Genomic DNA, 16,318 nt, shown 5'->3' with positions numbered 1-16,318 from the left:
CCCCTCGCATCGCCGCCCCTTTACACCCGCGGGGGGGCCGGGGCCGGGGCCCGCCCCCCCCCCCACCGTCGGTAGATGGCCAGGGCGGGGCGTATCTGGTGGCCTTGATTCCGCGGTGCGTGACCTCCCGAGTGGACTCGGGTGATGCACCGGGAAGAGTGCCGTCCAGGATCAGGTGCTTGCCCTGCCTTCGTCGAACTGATCCTCACCTGAGTGGTCGGCGAGCCAGATGGCTTCGCCACGGACGTGGGGTTCCCGGCGGTGGGACCGCTGCGTCCCGGCGTATCGCCGTGATCTCGGCCAGGCCGATCGCGTCCGGGGCGTTGTCCATGGTCAAGAAGACGCCGAAGGGCCGGCGGCCGATCACGTCGCCGGTCGCCGGGGTTCCGACGGGCAAGGTGGTGGTGGGGCAGATCTGTCCCGGATTCCTGAAGAGCATGCTCGAATTGCGTCACGGATGTCTTGGGGGTCCGCATGACGGGGCAGACCGGCGAGCTCGCGCAGGGCTGGTGCGGCCATGTCGTTTGCGAGGGGCCGGCCCGAAGTGACGCACGAGTAGCCGTTGTTCCGCTCCCTCTCCTCGCGCGCGTGAGGACGTCTCTGTCAGGCCGGGGGACGGCGTACTGCGGGCCCGGCCGGGACGCGCTGCCTACGCGGCGGGGCGAGTTCGGCTCGGCCGAAAAGCAGGGCCCAGCCGGTGGGGAGCTGGTGGAGTATGCGGGTGATCAGGTCGGGGTCGGCGAGGGCTGTGACGGCGGCGAAGACGGAGCCGGTGTCCCAGCGGGTGGTGGCCAGGGAGCCGCCGGAGCGGGCGGCGAGGTCCTTGACGAAGGCCCAGCCGGTGAGCGTTGTGGTTTCGGGGATCTGCGCCGTCATGACGCGTGCGGCCTCCAGGGGCAGACGGGCGGCCAGGTCGTCGCGTTCGCCGCCGGTCAGCTGACGTCCGAATCCGGCGAGGACCAGGCGGACGGCTTCGTCGGCCCGCTCAAGGGTGGGGTAGGCGCCTTCGTATCGGACCCTCTCCAGCATCTGCTCGTATGCGGTCGAGCGCGGCTGCTGGTGCGCAAGCGGTACGCGCGGGTCGGTGATCACTGAGGGACCTGCCTTTCAGGAGCCATGGGAGCGCCGGGCACGGCACTGCCGGTCGTCGTCGGATGGGCTGGGGGCCCAGGGGAGGTCGTGGCCGGCGGGGAACCGGAGCACGAACTGCGCCGTCAGCTCCTCGTCTGCCGGTTCGGCGGTGGACAGCACGGCGCTGACGTCTCCGTTCGCGGTCTGGTCTGTGGCGCCTACGCGCCGGGCGGCGGCCGCACGGACGAATCGCTCGGGGGGAGAGCGCTCGGCGCTCTGCGGCGTGTTGGCCAGGGTCAGGGCGAAGCCTTCCGGAAGATCTGCCGCGAGCTGGTCGCCGATCCAGCCGGGCTGGTGGGTGCCCAGTAGAGCGGGCATCATGCGTGACGCACGCTCGGCTTCCTCCGCGGTGTCGTATGCGCCGTGTCCTTTCACCCCGCCGAGGAACGCGGCGCGCCGTAAGTCATCAGCCACCACCGCTTCGCGTCGTGGATGACACGGGGGTGCGGAGGCCGGGGGAGTAAGAGTTCAGGTGGCCGTCCTCCGCACCGGGAACAGGGTCAGCCGGGGATCTCCTTGCGGCCGGAGCCGACGCCGATCGAGACCTTGCGGGGCTTGGCGCGCTCCGCGATCGGGATGCGCAGCGTGAGCACGCCGGCGTCGTAGTCGGCCTGGATGCGCTCGGTGTCCAGAGTGTCGGCGAGCACGATCTGGCGGGAGAAGAGGCCCAGCGGTCGCTCGGACAGCTCCATCTTGACGTCGTCGGCCTTGGCCGTCGGCCGCCGCTCGGCCTTGACGGTGAGCATGTTCCGCTCGACATCGATGTCGATCATGTCCGCGGTCACGCCGGGGACGTCGAAGGCCACCACGTACTCGTCGCCCGCGCGGTAGGCGTCCATCGGCATCACCGAGGGCTTCGACCAGGTGCCCGGGCCCATCAGATGCTGCGCCATCCGGTCCAGCTCACGGAAGGGGTCAGTGCGCATCAACATCGTGAAACACCTCCAGCAGGTTCGAGTGGTTGCTGCCAATGCGCTGCACTGCCCCTGTTGTAACATGTCATCCATTGGATGACAAACAACATGTCAGCGATCCGATGACACTCCGAGGGAGGTGCCTGTGATGGCAGCCGAACAGTCGCCCGCGACCGGTGCCGAGGTTCATGGTCCGGCGTCGTTCATCGCCGCCGCGGCAGCCCTGGCGGCCATAGACGAAGCGTTGCGCGGCGCCCAGAACGACACTTCCGAGGCCTCCGGACCCGGCTGCGAGCAGGCTCTGGCTTCCCTGCTGCTGCTACGGCAGGTGCGTGAGCAGCTTGCCGGCTGGGAGACCGGTCTGATCGAAATCGCCCGCGACGCGGGCGCCAGCTGGGCCGACCTAGCCCACCCTCTCGGCGTCGCCAGCCGCCAGGCCGCCGAACGCCGCTACCTGCGCGGCCGGCCCGGTCCGGCCGGCACCACCGGAGAACAGCGCGTGCAAGCCACCCGCGAACGCCGCGCCGCCGACCGCACCGCCGCCACCTGGGCCCGCGCCCACGCGGCCGACCTGCGCCGTCTCGCCGGACAGCTCACCGCGCTGGCCCCCTCCACCCCCGAAGCGCGCTCGGCCCAGGCCGCCCTGCACGCCGCTCTCGGCGCCGCCGACGCCGCCGAGCTCATCGCGCCCCTGGCCGGCATGCGCCGCTACCTCGACGCCCGCCACACCGGTCTCGTCGACGCCCTTGACGCCCTCGACGCCCGCCGCACGACGACAGCCCCGGACGAGGACTGACTCGCACATGCAGAGTCATCATCCGGACGCAGAGCGCCCCGCTGCGTGCCAGGCCGACGACGGTTCCCGTTCTCGAGCCCCATCCGTTCCTGACCTTCCGTTGAAAGGACCCAGCATGGCCAGCAGCGTTGAGACGCTGGAATTCCAGGCCGAGACCCGTCAGTTGCTCCGACTGGTGATCCACTCGATCTACTCGAACAAAGACATCTTCCTGCGTGAGCTGATCTCGAACGCCTCTGACGCCCTGGACAAGCTGCGCCTGGAATCACTGTCCGGCACCATCGCCGAAACCGACATCGGCGACCTGCACATCTCGCTGGAGGTCGACAAGGACGCCCGGACCCTGACCGTCCGTGACAACGGCATCGGCATGACCCGGGACGATCTCGTCGAGCTGATCGGCACGATCGCCAAGTCCGGCACCGCCGGCCTGCTGGAAAAGATCAAGGAATCCAAGGACGCCGCCACGGCCGAGAGCCTGATCGGGCAGTTCGGCGTCGGCTTCTACTCGGCGTTCATGGTCGCCGACAAGGTCACCGTGCGCACCCGGCGCGCCGGCACGGACTCCGGTACCCAGTGGGAGTCCGACGGCGAGGGCTCTTACACCGTCCAGGCCGCCGAAGACCTCCCCGTCGGCACCTCGATCACCCTGCACCTCAAGCTCGCCGACAGCGAGGACGGGCTTGCCGACTACCTCTCCGAGCCGACGATCCGGCAGATCGTCAAGCGCTACTCGGACTTCATCCGCTGGCCGATCCGCATGGCCCCCGACGGCGAAGGCACCAGCGACCCCGAGACGCTCAACTCGATGAAGGCGCTGTGGGCCCGCTCGCGCAGCGAGGTGACCGAGGACGAGTACACCGAGTTCTACCAGCAGATCAGCCACGACTGGCTGCCCCCGGCCGACACGATCCACATGCGCGCCGAAGGCACCTTCGAATACGAGGCGCTGCTCTTCATCCCCTCACAGGCACCCTTCGACCTGTACTCCCGCGAGTCCAAGTCCGGCGTGCAGCTGTACGTCAAGCGGGTGTTCATCATGGACGACTGCGAAGCGCTGATGCCCACCTACCTGCGCTTCGTCAAGGGCGTCGTAGACGCCCACGACCTGTCGCTGAACGTCTCGCGTGAACTCCTCCAGCACGACCGCCAGATCCAAGGCGTACGCCGACGCCTGATCAAGAAGGTACTCGGCGCCATCAAGACCATGCAGTCCAAGGACGCAGAGCGCTACAGCAAGGTCTGGGCTCAGTTCGGCCGGGCGCTGAAGGAAGGCCTGCTCGAGGACACGGACAACACCGAAACCCTGCTCGAGCTCGTGTCGGCCCCCTCCACCCACGACCCGGAGAAGACGACCACGCTGCGCGAATACGTGGAGCGGATGAAGGATGGCCAGGACACCATCTACTACCTGACCGGCGAGACCCGTGCCATGGTGGAGAACTCCCCGCACATGGAAGCCTTCGCCGCCAAGGGCTACGAGGTGCTCATCCTCACCGACCCCATCGACGAAGTGTGGGTCGACCAGGTCCCCGCCTTCGACGGCCATCGACTGCAGTCCATCGCCAAGGGCCAGGTCGACCTCGACGAAACCGCCGACGGCGAGAAGGAAACCGACGGCGACAAGGACCAGCGCGAGAAGGACTTCGCCGCCCTGCTGCCCTGGCTGACGACCACCCTGTCCGACCACGTCAAGCAGGTCCGACTCTCCTCACGCCTGACCACCTCGGCAGCCTGCATCGTCGGCGACGCCCACGACGTGACACCCACCCTGGAAAAGATGTACCGGGCCATGGGCCAGCAGATTCCCACCGTCAAACGAATCCTGGAACTCAACCCCACACACCCCCTGATCACCGCCCTGCGCACCGCACACGACACAGACGCCGAGGCCCCCGCGCTGACGGAGATCGCCGAGCTGATCTACGGCAGCGCGCTGCTCGCCGAAGGAGGCGACCTGCCCGACCCCGCCCGCTTCTCCCGGCTGCTCACCGACCAGCTGACCCGCACCCTGTAACCACGGAAACAGCCGGAAGCGACTGTCGCCCGTCCGTCTGCTCCGGCACCCCGGAGGGGGTGCCGGAGCAGACGGGTTCCTCAGGCGGCGGTGTCACCCCATACGTGCCTCGTCAGAGGCTCGCCGTCGGGCCGGATGGGCCCGGAGTCACGGGAGCCGTGCCCACCGGGTCCTGCTGGACCCGGGCCGGCGTTGCTGCCGGTGCCGACGAAGGCGACAGCTGCGCGGGCAAGGGGACGTTGCGGTGGTAGAACTGGGCAAGGTCGTCCCACAGCAGCCGCTCCGCGGCAGGATCCGCCGGCACAGGGATCTCCAGGTGGCGCAGCAGGAGGTGTCGGTGCAGGTCGAAGGCGACACAGATCTCCGTGCCGTACGAGGACGCGGCCTGCAGCGCCGCGCGGTAGGCGATCCAGGCGACCGGCAGGCCGAGCAAGGTCAGGGTCGCGAGCGCCGGGTGATCCCCTCCCACGAAGAGCACTGACGGCCAGACGGTACCGAAGAGCGATGCGAGCGCGAGCACGCTGACCGGGCCGTCGAGGCCGGTACGGGCGGCTGAGATCCTGGCCGCGGACTCGGGTGGGAGCAGCGGGTACAGGCGGGGCCAGATGATCACGGAGTCGATGCCGTAGCGCTCCAGGGCGTAGTACTCGGCGGCGCGCATCCGGTTGCCCAGCGCGGTGGGCAGGCATCCGTTGGCCAGGCGGGATCTGGGCGGGTAGGCGGCCAGGAGCCGTGAAGCGAGCGCCGACGCTCGCGTCGGCTGTTGCGCCGCGTGCAGTGCATCCACCCTGCGCCAGGCTCTCGTCGCGCGGCGGCGCTGAAGCGCGCAGCGGCGATCCGCCAGGGCGCCGACGCCGCCGCCCTCCGGCCAGTAGCCCTCAAGGGTGCGCAGCAGCGGCAGATGGAACAACGCGAGCACGTAGGCCGTCCCCACCAGTGCGAGTACGGCGACCACCACTGCGAGGAGCTGGGCGGCCGCACCGTAGGCCTGCCATGCCAGCAGCACGTCCTGCGGGGTGCGGCCCGTCGCCGCGAGAGCTACAGCTGCGGTGGCGCCCACCGCGAGTAGCACCGGCAGCAGCACCGCGAGCATGAACCGGGAGCCCAACAGACGTTCGGCGGCACCGAGACCCGTCTCCAGGAGCGTGTTCACCGGGCTTTGCGAACCATCAGGTCACCGTGGCTGCACACCGGCGGGTCCTGCGGGTCGTAGTACTCGATAGCCTTGTCCTCACCGTGTGCCACACAGCTGAACAGCAACGAGGTGAGCGGGTGCCCGGGCAGCCCCGACGGCATCGCGGAGTCACGGTCGGGCGGCAGGCCATCGCCGCTCGCGATCTCGCTTCCTTCCGGGGACTCCGAGCGCTCATTTCCACGCTGCTCTTCGGCGTTCCGGTGTGCTGCGCGCCCGTTCTCGGTCACGTGCCCGCACCTGCGATCTCCATGCCCATCCCCATCCGGTAGATCCGTTCCCACGGCTGTTCTCGTCACAGTCTTCCTGACACGGTGAATGCGCCCCACAACCCCGGATGAGCGAACTCAGGCCGTGCGAGCACGGCGAGCCGAGCACTGTGTACGGCCGCCCCCCACTGGGCCTTCGGCCGTGCAAGGGCTGCGTACAGCGCAGTGTTGAAGGCCAGTGCGGCATCGTCGCGCACTGGCCACAGGGGGGCCACCACCATTTCGGCGCCCGCGGCGAGGAACGCGGACGCCAGGCCCTCGCCCTCGCCACCGACACCCCGCCGCTCGGCGCCGGCGCGGCAGCCGCTCAGGTTCACCAAGCGCGGGACGCGCGCGGCGCAGGCGACCTCGAACGCGAAGAGTGGCCGGTCTGCCATAAGGATGTGCGCGAGGTTCGGGCGCGCGGCGTCGAACGTCGCGTGCCCGGCGACGTGCAGCACATCGCAGGTACTCAGGGCAGCGTTCAGCGCACCGGCGGTCGCCTCGTCCTCGTAGAGTTCCCTCGTCGACGGGAACGCCTCGCTCACGGCCCTGGCTTCGCTCCGAAGGGCAGGGAGCGCGGGCACGAGTTCGTAGCGCGGCTGTCCGACCGCGGCGACGACGGCCCGGTACGACGGCTCTCCCGAACCGGGGTCGGGTGCGGTGGTACCGGGTGCGCGAAGCGGCGCGAGGGACGGCAGTGCCCTCACCTCCGCGCTCGCCACGAGCGGGCGGCCCCGGAACGGCGCGGCGTGGAAGGGGAAGTCGGCGAGTGCCCCCTGGGCCATCACCAGGACCCGGCCGGCGCCCGCCAGGAGATCTTGGACCGGCAGCAGCAGGGCCTCGCCGAGACGGTGGAGATGGTGCGGCTCGGTTCGGCGGGCACACTCCTCGTGCGCCGCGGCTGCCAGCTCCTCGGCCTCGACACGGCCAAGGGCGACCGTCCGGTACTCCATCGCGCCGTCGGCGACCGATATGACTCCGACCTGGCCCGTGGAAGAGAGTGTGTAGATCAGGAGGAGCTCGCCGGGCCGGACTGCCGCGGGCACGCTGAGGGACAGCTCCTCGACCGTCGTCCGGTGCCGAGGTCCCGAGGCACCGGCCAGTCCGTGCATCACCTCGTCCCGGTTCTCCAGGAGGATGCGGGCGCGGTCGTCATGGGCGGTCAGGGCGCCGAGGTCGCCCGCCACCGTGGCGCCCGTGGCCTTTCGGGCGAGCTCCGCCACCTGCGCGTCGAGAGCCCTCAGTGCCGCGTTCGCCGGAACGGGGGCGCCCGTCGGGGGCGGCCTGTGCGTGGCGAGGGCGGCGAGGATGCCGACCACCAGGTCGAGACGCCCGGTGTGCCACGCCAGGCCCAAAGCATTGCTGAGCATCTGAGCGCTGTAGGTCAGATAGTGGTTGCGGCCTGCCAAGGAGGGCGGCTCGAGCATCGTGAACCGATGGTCGATGGCGCTCACGAACGCTTCGAGGGCCTCCTCCTCCCGACCCTGCTGGAGCCTCAGCTGGGCCGTCGTCTCCAGGAGGTCGAAGACGTATCCGCCGGCAGCCGTGTGACGCCAGTTGTTCAGGGCCTCGTCCGCATCCGTACAGAACCCGAGGAGCGTCAAGGCACGCACCTTGCGATGGTGCAGCAGGTTCGCGGTGTGGGTCCGGCCGGGGGAGGACGCGCCCGAAGCCACTCGCAGCCCCACCTGCTGCCCCCACTCGGCGTGGAGCAGTGACTGCTCGACGAGTCCGGCCCCCGCCATGGCCACGGACAGCCGGGCGTGGGCGGAGTGCAGTCCGTGGTCATCGCCGGCGCGTTCCAGCAGAGCACGGCCGCGCTCGTATGCCGCCAGAGCATCCGATGGCCGGCCGTACGAGCGCAGCGCGTTGCCCAGTTGCAGGTAGGCGCGGCCCGAATGCCGTGGAAGGTCCTCGTCGCGGAAGGATTCGAGCGCACTGAGCGCGAGCCGCAGATGGCGCCGCGGGTCGGCCTCGGCCCGGTGCGGGTTCCCGCCGAGCGCGGCGAGGACCTGCGCCCCGAAGGCCGGCCCCGTACCGTAGCGGCCGACGGGGTCGACGGCCTCCCAAGCGGCGACGCACAGTACCTCCCAGGTCAGGGTGGAGCCGACCGGGGCGTCGCGGACGTAGTGGAGCGGCACGAGGAGTTCGGGCTCCACGAGGTGCGGGAAGCTGAGTGTGTCCTCACCCAGGTGGATGAGCGCCAGACCGGTGGCGGCGTGAGATGCCAAGAACTTGCTGTAGACGGAACTCATCGGGGCCCCCGTTCCGCCATCGACCGGGCGGCAGCGGCGGCGAGGTCGGCCTGTCCCCGGGCTCCGTTCATCTTCAGGATGGCTGACAGAGCGAGCCACAGCTTCGGGTCGTCCTGCAACCACATCACGTCGAACAGGACGAGTTCGCGCAGAGCGGCCCAGTCGCTGTTCTCGTAGGCCCTCTGACGGGTGCGCTGGCGTGCGGCCAGCTCCTCCTTCGTGGGCATGGCCCGGTCGACGAGTTGGGACACCATGGCCTGACCCAGACCCGTGGGATCGCAGGGCCAGGCGTCGATCGCGAGCAGGTCGGCCAGGTACCGGGTCCGGCCGGTTGCGAACACCGCACGCGCCACGCCAACGACGAGGAGGAGGTGTTCGGCGGGACCGGTGGGAGCCGGTTCACGCACGAGAACGGACAGGGCGAGCTCCGGTCGTCCCAGTGCCCGATACGCATAGTCGAACACGTGACTCGTGGCGGTGCGTTCCACGTCGCCCCGGCCGACGGCGAGGACCAGGGATGCTTCGTGCGCGAGTACATCGGGCGGTACGCCCGCCTCCATTCCGTACCGAAGAGCCGACAGGGCCAGATGTGACCAGTGGGCATGCAGGGTCTCGGACAGCCGGTGGTCGTCCGCGCCGCCGGCCCTCAGGAGGCCGAGGTCGGCCGCGCGCATCCACTGGGCGTACCGGTCGGCCTCCTGGCACAGCAGTTCCCTGGCGGCGAGGGGACCTTCGCGGACCGCGATCACGTCGGCGCGTTGCCGCACGGCTCCAGCTTGGACGTTCAGGGACTCGCTCCGGTGGGGTTCTCCGTCGCCGAGGGCCCGTGACAGCAGGAGTTCGATGAGCAGCGACTCCCGGTTGAACTGATCATCGCCGTGCGCGGCTAAACCACCTGCTGCCGAGTCCATGCCGCCAGCGTACGATGCCGACGCCGGGCAGCGCAGTGCGCTTGACCGAACGGGCGTTCCGCCGTGAGGCTCACATGGGCTGCTGCTCCCCGCGCTGGCGGGGGCGGCCTCAATACCTAGCTGGTAGTCAGTGTCGCGGCGAGACGGGTGACCCGGGACAGCGCGGGCCGGTCGGGCTTGATGAGCCGTCAGGGTCCTCGCCCTCGCGGAGCAGGGCGTCCAGGGTGGCCTCTCGTGTGAGGTCGTGCTGCCGGCGCAGCGATTTCTCGGGGACACATCAGTCGGCCGACCGCAGCGCGTTGCGGGTCAGGCACGTGACGAGGTCGGGCAGGAAGCGCAGGGCGACGATGGGGCGCCAGTGCCGATGGGCTCGCTCGACCAGTCCGGCCCGCTGGCGCGGCTCCACGTTCGTGCTGTTCCCCGTCACGCTCTTCAGTTCAGACCGCGAGGCTCGGCACTTCCGTCATCCCTCGGTCATCGAGAAGATCACCAGCCTGACCTCCCGTATCGACCGGATCCTTGGCGACCGTCCCTTCGCCGAGGTCGGCGATCCTGTACTCACCGTCGCCGACGAGCGTCGCGGTCTGCTGACGGGTCGCTACGACGGCGGCTGCTTCTTCGAAGGGGAACTGCGGGCGCCGTGTACAACGGCCACTCGTTCGTCCTACGGCGTGAGGTAACTGCTGGGCAGCTCGCTGGCTCTTCACGACCGACCGTCCCGCTACCGACCTCGACTGCGACACAGAGACCGTCTACGTCACCGACGACGATGGCGAGATCATCGCGCTCGATCTCCGCGACGGCACCGTGCGCTGGCGTCGCCACCTCACCGTCGCCGGAGTACTCGTTGTGCCGACAGCACTGACCATCGCCGGGCCGAGACGGCTGCTGCTCGGCACCAACGACGGGCGTCTGCTGGACTGCTCAGCCGGATAGTCGACTTGCCAGAACGGCGACGGCGACCGGGGAGGCGACTCCCCACGGGTAACAGGGAGCAGGTCACTGAAGGGCCGAGAGCTCCTGCTCGCAACCTCCCCGGAAGTCAGTGGGACCGGGACGGCGACAGGCGCACGGTGTCGCCACCGTGCGCCTGCGGCATTCACGAATCAGCCGATGGCCGTTGGCATAGCACGTGCAGAGCGGGGCGTTGAGGGCGGCGGCGGCGCCGTCGTAGCCGGTCGCTGCGCAGGGGCACGGGGGCCAGGTCAGGCGATGGCGATCTGGTCGACCAGGAAGACGGTCGACAGATAGGTGTCCTCGGTGCCGGCGAACTCCAGCTTCACCGTCTGGCCCTTGTAGGCGGACAGGCCGGCGGTCCTCTGGACGTTTTGACAAAGCCTCCCGTCCCCCACCGGGCGTCGTGGTAGCTGTGCGTGGCCAGGGCGATCACCGCGAGGGCGTCGGCGGCGTCGGCGTCACCGTACTCGGGGTGGGCCAGGCGCCGCGTGCGCCCGCAGAGTGAGCCAGGAAGCTCGCCGGACCAGCGGGTGCCGCCTCGACTGTCACCGTCGCTCGGTACCACGCGTCGTGGGCCGTGATCGACCGCTGGGCTGTTTCGTTAATCGGTTGCACGCCGCCGGGAGGGGGTGTCGGATCCCGGTTATGACGATTGCGCTGAGTACGCCGACGGCCGGCGGGGTGCGCGAGGCTGTGGCGGCGCTGCGGGAGTGGCAGCACGACGAAGCGCCGATGCAGCTGCATCCCGGGGACATCGGCTGGAACTACCGGTTCGGGACGGCCGGGACAGCTGCGGCGGTCCGGACCTGGAGCCGTGACGGACGGATCCTCGCTGTCGGGATGCTGGATACGCCGGTGCTGGTGCGAATGACGGTCGCCCCCGGCGCTTTCCGGGACGAGGACCTGGCACGGCGTCTTGTCGAGGACATCTCGCTGCCCGAGCGCGGCGTGCTGCCGGCAGGAGCGGTGTCGATCGAGGCGCCGCAGGGCCTGCTGCTCCACGACCTGCTGACCAAGGAGGGCTGGGGTGTCGACGAGCCGTGGACGCCGCTGTTCCGCGACCTTGCCGAAGCGGTGGAGGACCCCGGCACGCGGATCAAGACGATCGGCCTGGAGCAGGCGCAGGACTTCGCCGACGTCCTGCGGTCCGCGTTCAGCACCACCAGGCCCACGCGCGCGTACCTGTACGAGATGTCCGCGGCACCGTTCTACGCCGAGGCCCGATGCCTGGGTGCTTACGACGGGCGGGGCAACCCCGTGGCGGTGGTGACGGTCTGGTCGGCCGGCCCGGGGAAGCCGGGGCTGGTCGAGCCGATGGGCGTCCACGCGGACCACCGCGGCCGCGGCTATGGCCGGGCGGTCACCCTTGCCGGGGCGGCTGCACTGCGGGAGATGGGCTCGTCGGGCGTGCGCGTGTGCACGCCGAGCTCCAACGTCGGCGGCGTCGCGACGTACAAGGCGGCCGGGTTCGCGGCAAGGCCGGAAATCGCCGACCGGATTCGGAAGGTCTGACGTCGAGGCCGGTGTCAGGGGTACGTCCCCCGTCCCCGCGGGAGGGGGTCGCGGCCTGGGACGCGTATGCGCTCTCGCTGCCGGTCGAGAAGCGGGACGCCTGGTCCGTCTGCCCGGATCGACTCTGTACTTCCAGCGCGTTCCCGGGGGAAAGGGTCGTGAAGATCCGGATGCACCTCGACGTGCGGGTCGGCGGCACCCGGCTCCTGGCTGGGGAGCACCTCGCCGCGCTGACCGCGATCGGTACGTCGCGTTCGGGGCGGTGGGGTGTGCGGGTGCTCCTCGCCGGCGAGGAGCACGAGCCGTGCATCAGCAAGCAGCGATCTACCCAATGCAGGGGCAAGTGGAGTGTGCTGTTCAGAGTGTATCCGGGTGCACGGCCGGCACCACGGTGCGGCGTGAGCATCGGACACCCGGCGGCGGAGCCGTTCAGTGATCGAGGAGCCCGCTCACACAGCCGTCGATGAAGTCGTCCGCCTCCGCGCCTGCGAGACCATCAAGCTCAGCGGGGACACGACACTCATCCTCGGCCTTGGAACGGGTGATGTCCGGCCAGGCGCCTTCCTCGTAGAACGCGAGGCCCGTTTCCCGGCCTTCTTTGTAGGCGGGCGTCTGTTCCACCGGCGTATCGGCGGAGCAGGCCACTGTGGTCACCGCCACTGCGGCCAGGACCCCGGCACACACCAGGAAACGCGTGCCCCTTCTGCCCGGCTTCCATCGCACCATCGATCCGCCCACCCCATCAGTTTCCGAGTTTGGGCAGGTCAACCTACAGCGCATGGAATCTCGTATCTGCGGCAGGGCCGCTGCTTCCGGAGTGCCCTGGAGGACAGGGAGGGACACATGCAGGAGGTGGCCGCACGGTCTGTGCCGCTGCCCGAGGGTCTGGCCGGTCCGCTGGGGCAGTTACGCGAGCTCCTGGACGCTTGTCGGCGACGAGCCGCTGGCCGTGCTGAAGGCGGCCGGGGAGCCGGAAGCGATCGTCGCGTCGACGGGGCCTCACCGCCAGTTTCGAACACGTCGCCCTGGCCTGCGAGTTCTGCACGATCGAGATCTCAGCTCAGGGGCGGGCACCGGCCTGTGGGCTGCGACGGTCTGTAAACACCGCTTCTCTGCACCGGGTGTTCAGGTCGTTCGTGCAGAGGTGCACCGCACCTGGATGCTCGGCACCGCGCCTGCTCCACGGAGTGTGGGTCGACGGCAGACGGGATGGGAGTAGGCGAGCGGTGGGCTTACGCGACCCCCCACTTCCAGACCCTCCGCATGCTTACGGAGCGTGCTCGTGTCTGAACCCTCGTGTTGCGTTCAGGTGGTAAGAGGCACAGTCTTGGAATAGGGGAGAGAGGGGAGGTGGTCCGACCCTCCATTTCGCCTTTGACGAGTGCACAGGCCGTTTCGTGCGCACAGAAGTCATCGCTCGCCCCCTTCCTCGAACCCTCCTGTCACGGGGCCCGGTGTGGCTCTCCGCCCGGTCGCGGATGTGCCGGACACGTACACCATCGAGTGCTCAGGTGCGGGCGTTGGCCATGAGGCCGCCCTCTTCTTGGCGGGCAAGACGGGCATCAGAGAGGTCACGCCTAAACCCGGCCTTGAAGAATTCTGCTGGGGGACTTCAGCGCAGGTGTGGAGCGCTCTCTGGAGGGTGACAGTGCGTCAGCGGTTGGCGGGGACCGGGGAATCCGTCGCTCACTGTCACGGCGTAACGCAGATCTCTCATTCCGGCTCATGAGACGGAGGCGAGCGGCCATGAGGCTCTCGCTCGAAGAAAGCTGCCGTTTTGGCATGGGTGTCGACAGTCTGCTGCAGCAGACCCGCGGTGAGGCGATCGTCTTCGACGGCACATCCGATGCGGCGGATGGTCAGAACACCAGCGCAGACTTCAAAGTCATCACCACACAGCAGCAGCTGGTGGAGGCCCTCGAGGTGTCGGTGTCAGCATCGGTGCGCTACGGATTGGCCAGCGGGGACGTGCGGATGCAGTTCGCCGAGCAGCATGCGGTCAACGACGCTTCGGTCTATCTCGTCATGCACGCCCGCGCGGAAAACGCTCCGCGCCACATGATCGGCGCGCGGCTGAAGCCCGAGGCCGAGACGATCTACCGCAATGACCCGGAGTCGTTCCGCCGCAGCTTCGGTGACTGCTACATCGATGAGATCTACACGGGCGGGTCACTGACCGTGCTGTACATGTTCCACACCCGCGATGAGTCGTCCAAGCGCACTTTGTCCGGTTCGTTGAATGCTTCCGTGGGGAGCTTCATGGCCGGCGGCGACATCTCCGCCTCGTTCTCCTCGACAGTGCAGAACGCGCAGCAGTCCTCAGAACTGGAGATCAAGGCGTTCGTCTCCGGCGGACGGGGCGTGCTGAACCCGACCAACCTCGACGAGACCATCGAGCTCTACCGGAACTTCTCGAACACCGTGCTCCACGCCGGCGTCCCGTACACCGCGACCATCAAGCCGTGGGCTGAGTTGCCGATGCCGCCCGGACCCACATGGGTGGAGACTCTGGCACGGCAAGACACCATCGAGAGCTGCGGGAAGAATGTCCTCCAGGCGATCCAGGCCCGCAGTCAGCTGCAGCACATCCTGGATCATCCGGAGCAGTACATCGACCCGGATCTGCCCGCGTTGGAAGTGGCACGCCAGCAGGTCAACGCCATGATCGGACAGTGGGCGCAGGCCGCCCACGCCTGCAACGAGAACATCACCAAGTGCTCGCTGGAGGGTTTGGCCTTCCCGTTGGTTCCCTGGCCGAAGCGTCAGGAGACGTCCGACCCGCTCGGTGCCAAGATTGCTGAGGTGCAGGCGCACGACTCCCGGGCGGCATGGTGGGTGGCCAACTTCTCCGGTCCGCTGGACAGTCAGTACGACACCGATCCGCACCGTGAGGGTCGCTGGGCATTCGCGAGCCTGGACGGCAAGTTGTCCGGCGGTGTCTTCTGGATGCCGGAGACCGGGGCGCACATCGTGTACGGAGGTATCTTCCTGCGCTACGTCGAACTCGACCATTGCCAGGGCCGTCTCGGCTATCCCGTCTCGGACGAGGGGTTTCTCGACCCGGTGCAGTTCCCCGGGCACGAAGGCGACCGCATTTCGATGTTCGAGCACGGCTCACTGTGGTGGGACGCGCAGACGATGGTCGTGGCCGAGGGTGCGCCCGCCGAGCTCGTCAGTCTGGACCCCGAGACATTGAAGCAACTCATCCGGGTGGGGTGACCGGCACTCCTGCCTGCTTATGGGCATCCCGCGTCTTTTCATCTGCCGTGGGCTGGGGACTCCTGCTCGGCCGCCGGCGTCGACAGGGGCTCTGACTTCGAGTCTTTCGCGGGCATCGGCGCCCTCTTGCTTTCGCTAGCCAGTTGATGGTTCGGATGATGCGCGCGAGGTTGGGATGCAGCCTGCGGCGTGGCTGTGAGCGCGTCGGATTCCTTCGGGTTGGCCCTTTCCTGCTCTGCGGATCGCCGGTCCGGCCCTGGTGCGCGCTCCGGCGCGGGTTGACGTGTCCGCCTGCTGATCACCAGGTTCGCAGCCCGGGAAGTTGGTCTAGTGTGCCGCGGTCCGGTCAGACCGAGGATGGGGAGACACAGCGGTGACCTGGAACGGCAGCCCGGCCGACGAGCAGGGGTCCTGGTGGGATCCGGAGGCGACCGAGCTCATTCCACCGCTCGCGCCTGGAACGGCGGGTGCGGAAGCGTGGCGTTCCGGCGGGGATCTCGAGGTCACCCGGGCGCTTGCGCGGATCACCCCGATGCCTGATAGCCCGATACGGTCCGGCCCTGACTCTCGATGGGCACGGCGAGCGAGGTCCGGCCGGGGCGTGTGGGTGGGAGCGGCACTCGCGGCGTCCGCAGTGGGTGGTCTCTCGGTCGGCGCTGTGCTGACCGCTACGACAGGACGTACCGTTGCGGCGCCTGTGCCGGGCACCGGTTCCCCCGACGCGACGCGTACGGGTCCCGCCGCTTACGAGATGACCGTGACGACGGCTGACGGCGCAGGAGCGGGAACGGACAGCGATGTTCAGGCGCGGCTCACCGACGAGACGGGCCGCACGTCCCCGTGGATCACGCTGGACACTCCTGACCACAACGACTTCGAGGCGGGCACCCGGGACACGTACGTCATGGGCGTGCCGGCGGCCTTCGGCCGCCCGGTCTACCTCCAGCTATGGAAGGGCGGTTCCGACACCTGGGCCGTGGCAACAGCTGTACGCGTCACCGGACCCGACGGGTACGACGCGCTGTGGCACCCTGCCGAGCGCGCGTCGTACCTCTGGATCACCGGGAGCGAAGCCCTTCCTGAGGACGGCGCACCTCGGTTCACGGCGTACAGCCCCAACGGCCCGCTCACGCCCAGCGGGCCATGAACAACCATGTACTGCG

16 protein-coding genes and 1 pseudogene are annotated in these 16,318 nt (G+C 69.0%); 7 read left to right on the top strand and 10 right to left on the bottom strand.

The genetic code is table 11. The features are described 5' to 3' along the window. Window positions 1–603 precede the first annotated feature (603 nt). The 3 genes from ABTY59_RS36110 to ABTY59_RS36100 all read right to left on the bottom strand — a co-directional run bounded on the left by ABTY59_RS36110 (window position 604) and on the right by ABTY59_RS36100 (window position 2,063). Window positions 604–1,092: a DUF2267 domain-containing protein gene (locus ABTY59_RS36110; RefSeq protein ID WP_352023382.1), complete on the bottom strand. Its 489-nt coding sequence runs from the start codon at window positions 1,090–1,092 to the stop codon at window positions 604–606. A 15-nt stretch (window positions 1,093–1,107) separates the two neighbouring features. Further along, a complete protein-coding gene (locus ABTY59_RS36105; protein ID WP_502995469.1) occupies window positions 1,108–1,506 on the bottom strand; it encodes a DUF2267 domain-containing protein in 399 nt (132 codons plus the stop codon). Between the two features lie 125 nt (window positions 1,507–1,631). Then, window positions 1,632–2,063, bottom strand: coding sequence for an Hsp20/alpha crystallin family protein (locus tag ABTY59_RS36100; protein ID WP_352023381.1), 432 nt, complete (start codon window positions 2,061–2,063; stop codon window positions 1,632–1,634). Window positions 2,064–2,193: 130 nt separating this feature from the next. Here ABTY59_RS36100 and ABTY59_RS36095 point away from each other — a divergent pair, with 130 nt between their 5' ends. Then, window positions 2,194–2,841 (top strand): type III effector protein, encoded by a 648-nt coding sequence (locus tag ABTY59_RS36095; RefSeq protein WP_352023380.1) that lies wholly within the window; start codon window positions 2,194–2,196, stop codon window positions 2,839–2,841. A gap of 115 nt (window positions 2,842–2,956) precedes the next feature. Further along, a complete protein-coding gene (gene htpG, locus ABTY59_RS36090) occupies window positions 2,957–4,858 on the top strand; it encodes a molecular chaperone HtpG (RefSeq protein ID WP_352023379.1) in 1,902 nt (633 codons plus the stop codon). A gap of 112 nt (window positions 4,859–4,970) precedes the next feature. On the opposite strand, the gene ABTY59_RS36085 is transcribed toward htpG, so the two are convergent. The 5 genes from ABTY59_RS36085 to ABTY59_RS36065 all read right to left on the bottom strand — a co-directional run bounded on the left by ABTY59_RS36085 (window position 4,971) and on the right by ABTY59_RS36065 (window position 9,894). After that, a complete protein-coding gene (locus ABTY59_RS36085) occupies window positions 4,971–6,011 on the bottom strand; it encodes a hypothetical protein (protein WP_352023378.1) in 1,041 nt (346 codons plus the stop codon). Further along, window positions 6,008–6,280 carry a hypothetical protein gene (locus ABTY59_RS36080; protein ID WP_352023377.1) on the bottom strand — a complete coding sequence of 91 codons (273 nt, stop codon included), beginning with the start codon at window positions 6,278–6,280 and terminating at the stop codon, window positions 6,008–6,010. Before ABTY59_RS36080 ends, ABTY59_RS36085 begins: the two co-directional genes overlap by 4 nt. Before the next feature lie 65 nt (window positions 6,281–6,345). Then, a complete protein-coding gene (locus tag ABTY59_RS36075) occupies window positions 6,346–8,532 on the bottom strand; it encodes a CHAT domain-containing protein (protein WP_352023376.1) in 2,187 nt (728 codons plus the stop codon). Between the two features lie 20 nt (window positions 8,533–8,552). Continuing rightward, window positions 8,553–9,467 (bottom strand): hypothetical protein, encoded by a 915-nt coding sequence (locus ABTY59_RS36070; RefSeq protein ID WP_352023375.1) that lies wholly within the window; start codon window positions 9,465–9,467, stop codon window positions 8,553–8,555. Window positions 9,468–9,744: 277 nt separating this feature from the next. Next, window positions 9,745–9,894 carry a hypothetical protein gene (locus ABTY59_RS36065; RefSeq protein WP_352023374.1) on the bottom strand — a complete coding sequence of 50 codons (150 nt, stop codon included), beginning with the start codon at window positions 9,892–9,894 and terminating at the stop codon, window positions 9,745–9,747. Here ABTY59_RS36065 and ABTY59_RS36060 point away from each other — a divergent pair. Both ABTY59_RS36060 and ABTY59_RS36055 read left to right on the top strand, forming a co-directional pair. After that, window positions 9,878–10,147, top strand: a complete 270-nt coding sequence (locus ABTY59_RS36060; protein WP_352023373.1) for a hypothetical protein — start codon at window positions 9,878–9,880, stop codon at window positions 10,145–10,147. The genes ABTY59_RS36065 and ABTY59_RS36060 overlap by 17 nt on opposite strands. A gap of 34 nt (window positions 10,148–10,181) precedes the next feature. Next, window positions 10,182–10,403, top strand: a pseudogene (locus ABTY59_RS36055) (outer membrane protein assembly factor BamB family protein); the annotation flags it as partial. 269 nt (window positions 10,404–10,672) lie between these two features. Here ABTY59_RS36055 and ABTY59_RS36050 read toward each other — a convergent pair. Further along, window positions 10,673–10,819, bottom strand: a complete 147-nt coding sequence (locus ABTY59_RS36050) for a hypothetical protein (protein WP_352023372.1) — start codon at window positions 10,817–10,819, stop codon at window positions 10,673–10,675. Window positions 10,820–11,069: 250 nt separating this feature from the next. On the opposite strand from ABTY59_RS36050, the gene ABTY59_RS36045 reads away from it, so the two are divergent. After that, on the top strand, window positions 11,070–11,936 hold the full coding sequence (locus tag ABTY59_RS36045; RefSeq protein ID WP_352023371.1) for a GNAT family N-acetyltransferase: 867 nt from the start codon (window positions 11,070–11,072) through the stop codon (window positions 11,934–11,936). A gap of 429 nt (window positions 11,937–12,365) precedes the next feature. On the opposite strand, the gene ABTY59_RS36040 is transcribed toward ABTY59_RS36045, so the two are convergent. Next, window positions 12,366–12,662: a hypothetical protein gene (locus tag ABTY59_RS36040; protein ID WP_352023370.1), complete on the bottom strand. Its 297-nt coding sequence runs from the start codon at window positions 12,660–12,662 to the stop codon at window positions 12,366–12,368. 1,020 nt (window positions 12,663–13,682) lie between these two features. On the opposite strand from ABTY59_RS36040, the gene ABTY59_RS36035 reads away from it, so the two are divergent. Together ABTY59_RS36035 and ABTY59_RS36030 are read left to right on the top strand one after the other, a co-directional pair. Continuing rightward, the gene (locus tag ABTY59_RS36035) at window positions 13,683–15,155 is read left to right on the top strand and encodes an LGFP repeat-containing protein (protein ID WP_352023369.1); all 1,473 of its coding nucleotides are present in this window, start codon (window positions 13,683–13,685) and stop codon (window positions 15,153–15,155) included. A 757-nt stretch (window positions 15,156–15,912) separates the two neighbouring features. Next, complete coding sequence (locus ABTY59_RS36030) at window positions 15,913–16,302, top strand: PLAT/LH2 domain-containing protein (protein ID WP_352023368.1); 390 nt, start codon at window positions 15,913–15,915, stop codon at window positions 16,300–16,302. Window positions 16,303–16,318: the final 16 nt, after the last annotated feature.

Origin of the sequence: Streptomyces sp. NPDC096079 (genome assembly GCF_040303145.1) — a bacterium.
GTDB lineage: Bacteria > Actinomycetota > Actinomycetes > Streptomycetales > Streptomycetaceae > Streptomyces.
Note: the sequence above shows the minus strand (reverse complement) of the source record. Positions and strands in the feature narration are given on the sequence as shown.

Excerpts from the sequence above, each read along its gene's own strand:
- ABTY59_RS36040 (WP_352023370.1), bottom strand. The coding sequence starts at position 12,662 with ATGGTGCGATGGAAGCCGGGCAGAAGGGGCACGCGTTTCCTGGTGTGT.
- ABTY59_RS36095 (WP_352023380.1), top strand. The coding sequence starts at position 2,194 with ATGGCAGCCGAACAGTCGCCCGCGACCGGTGCCGAGGTTCATGGTCCG.
- ABTY59_RS36070 (WP_352023375.1), bottom strand. The coding sequence starts at position 9,467 with ATGGACTCGGCAGCAGGTGGTTTAGCCGCGCACGGCGATGATCAGTTC.
- ABTY59_RS36035 (WP_352023369.1), top strand. The coding sequence starts at position 13,683 with ATGAGGCTCTCGCTCGAAGAAAGCTGCCGTTTTGGCATGGGTGTCGAC.
- ABTY59_RS36045 (WP_352023371.1), top strand. The coding sequence starts at position 11,070 with ATGACGATTGCGCTGAGTACGCCGACGGCCGGCGGGGTGCGCGAGGCT.
- ABTY59_RS36100 (WP_352023381.1), bottom strand. The coding sequence starts at position 2,063 with ATGTTGATGCGCACTGACCCCTTCCGTGAGCTGGACCGGATGGCGCAG.
- htpG (WP_352023379.1), top strand. The coding sequence starts at position 2,957 with ATGGCCAGCAGCGTTGAGACGCTGGAATTCCAGGCCGAGACCCGTCAG.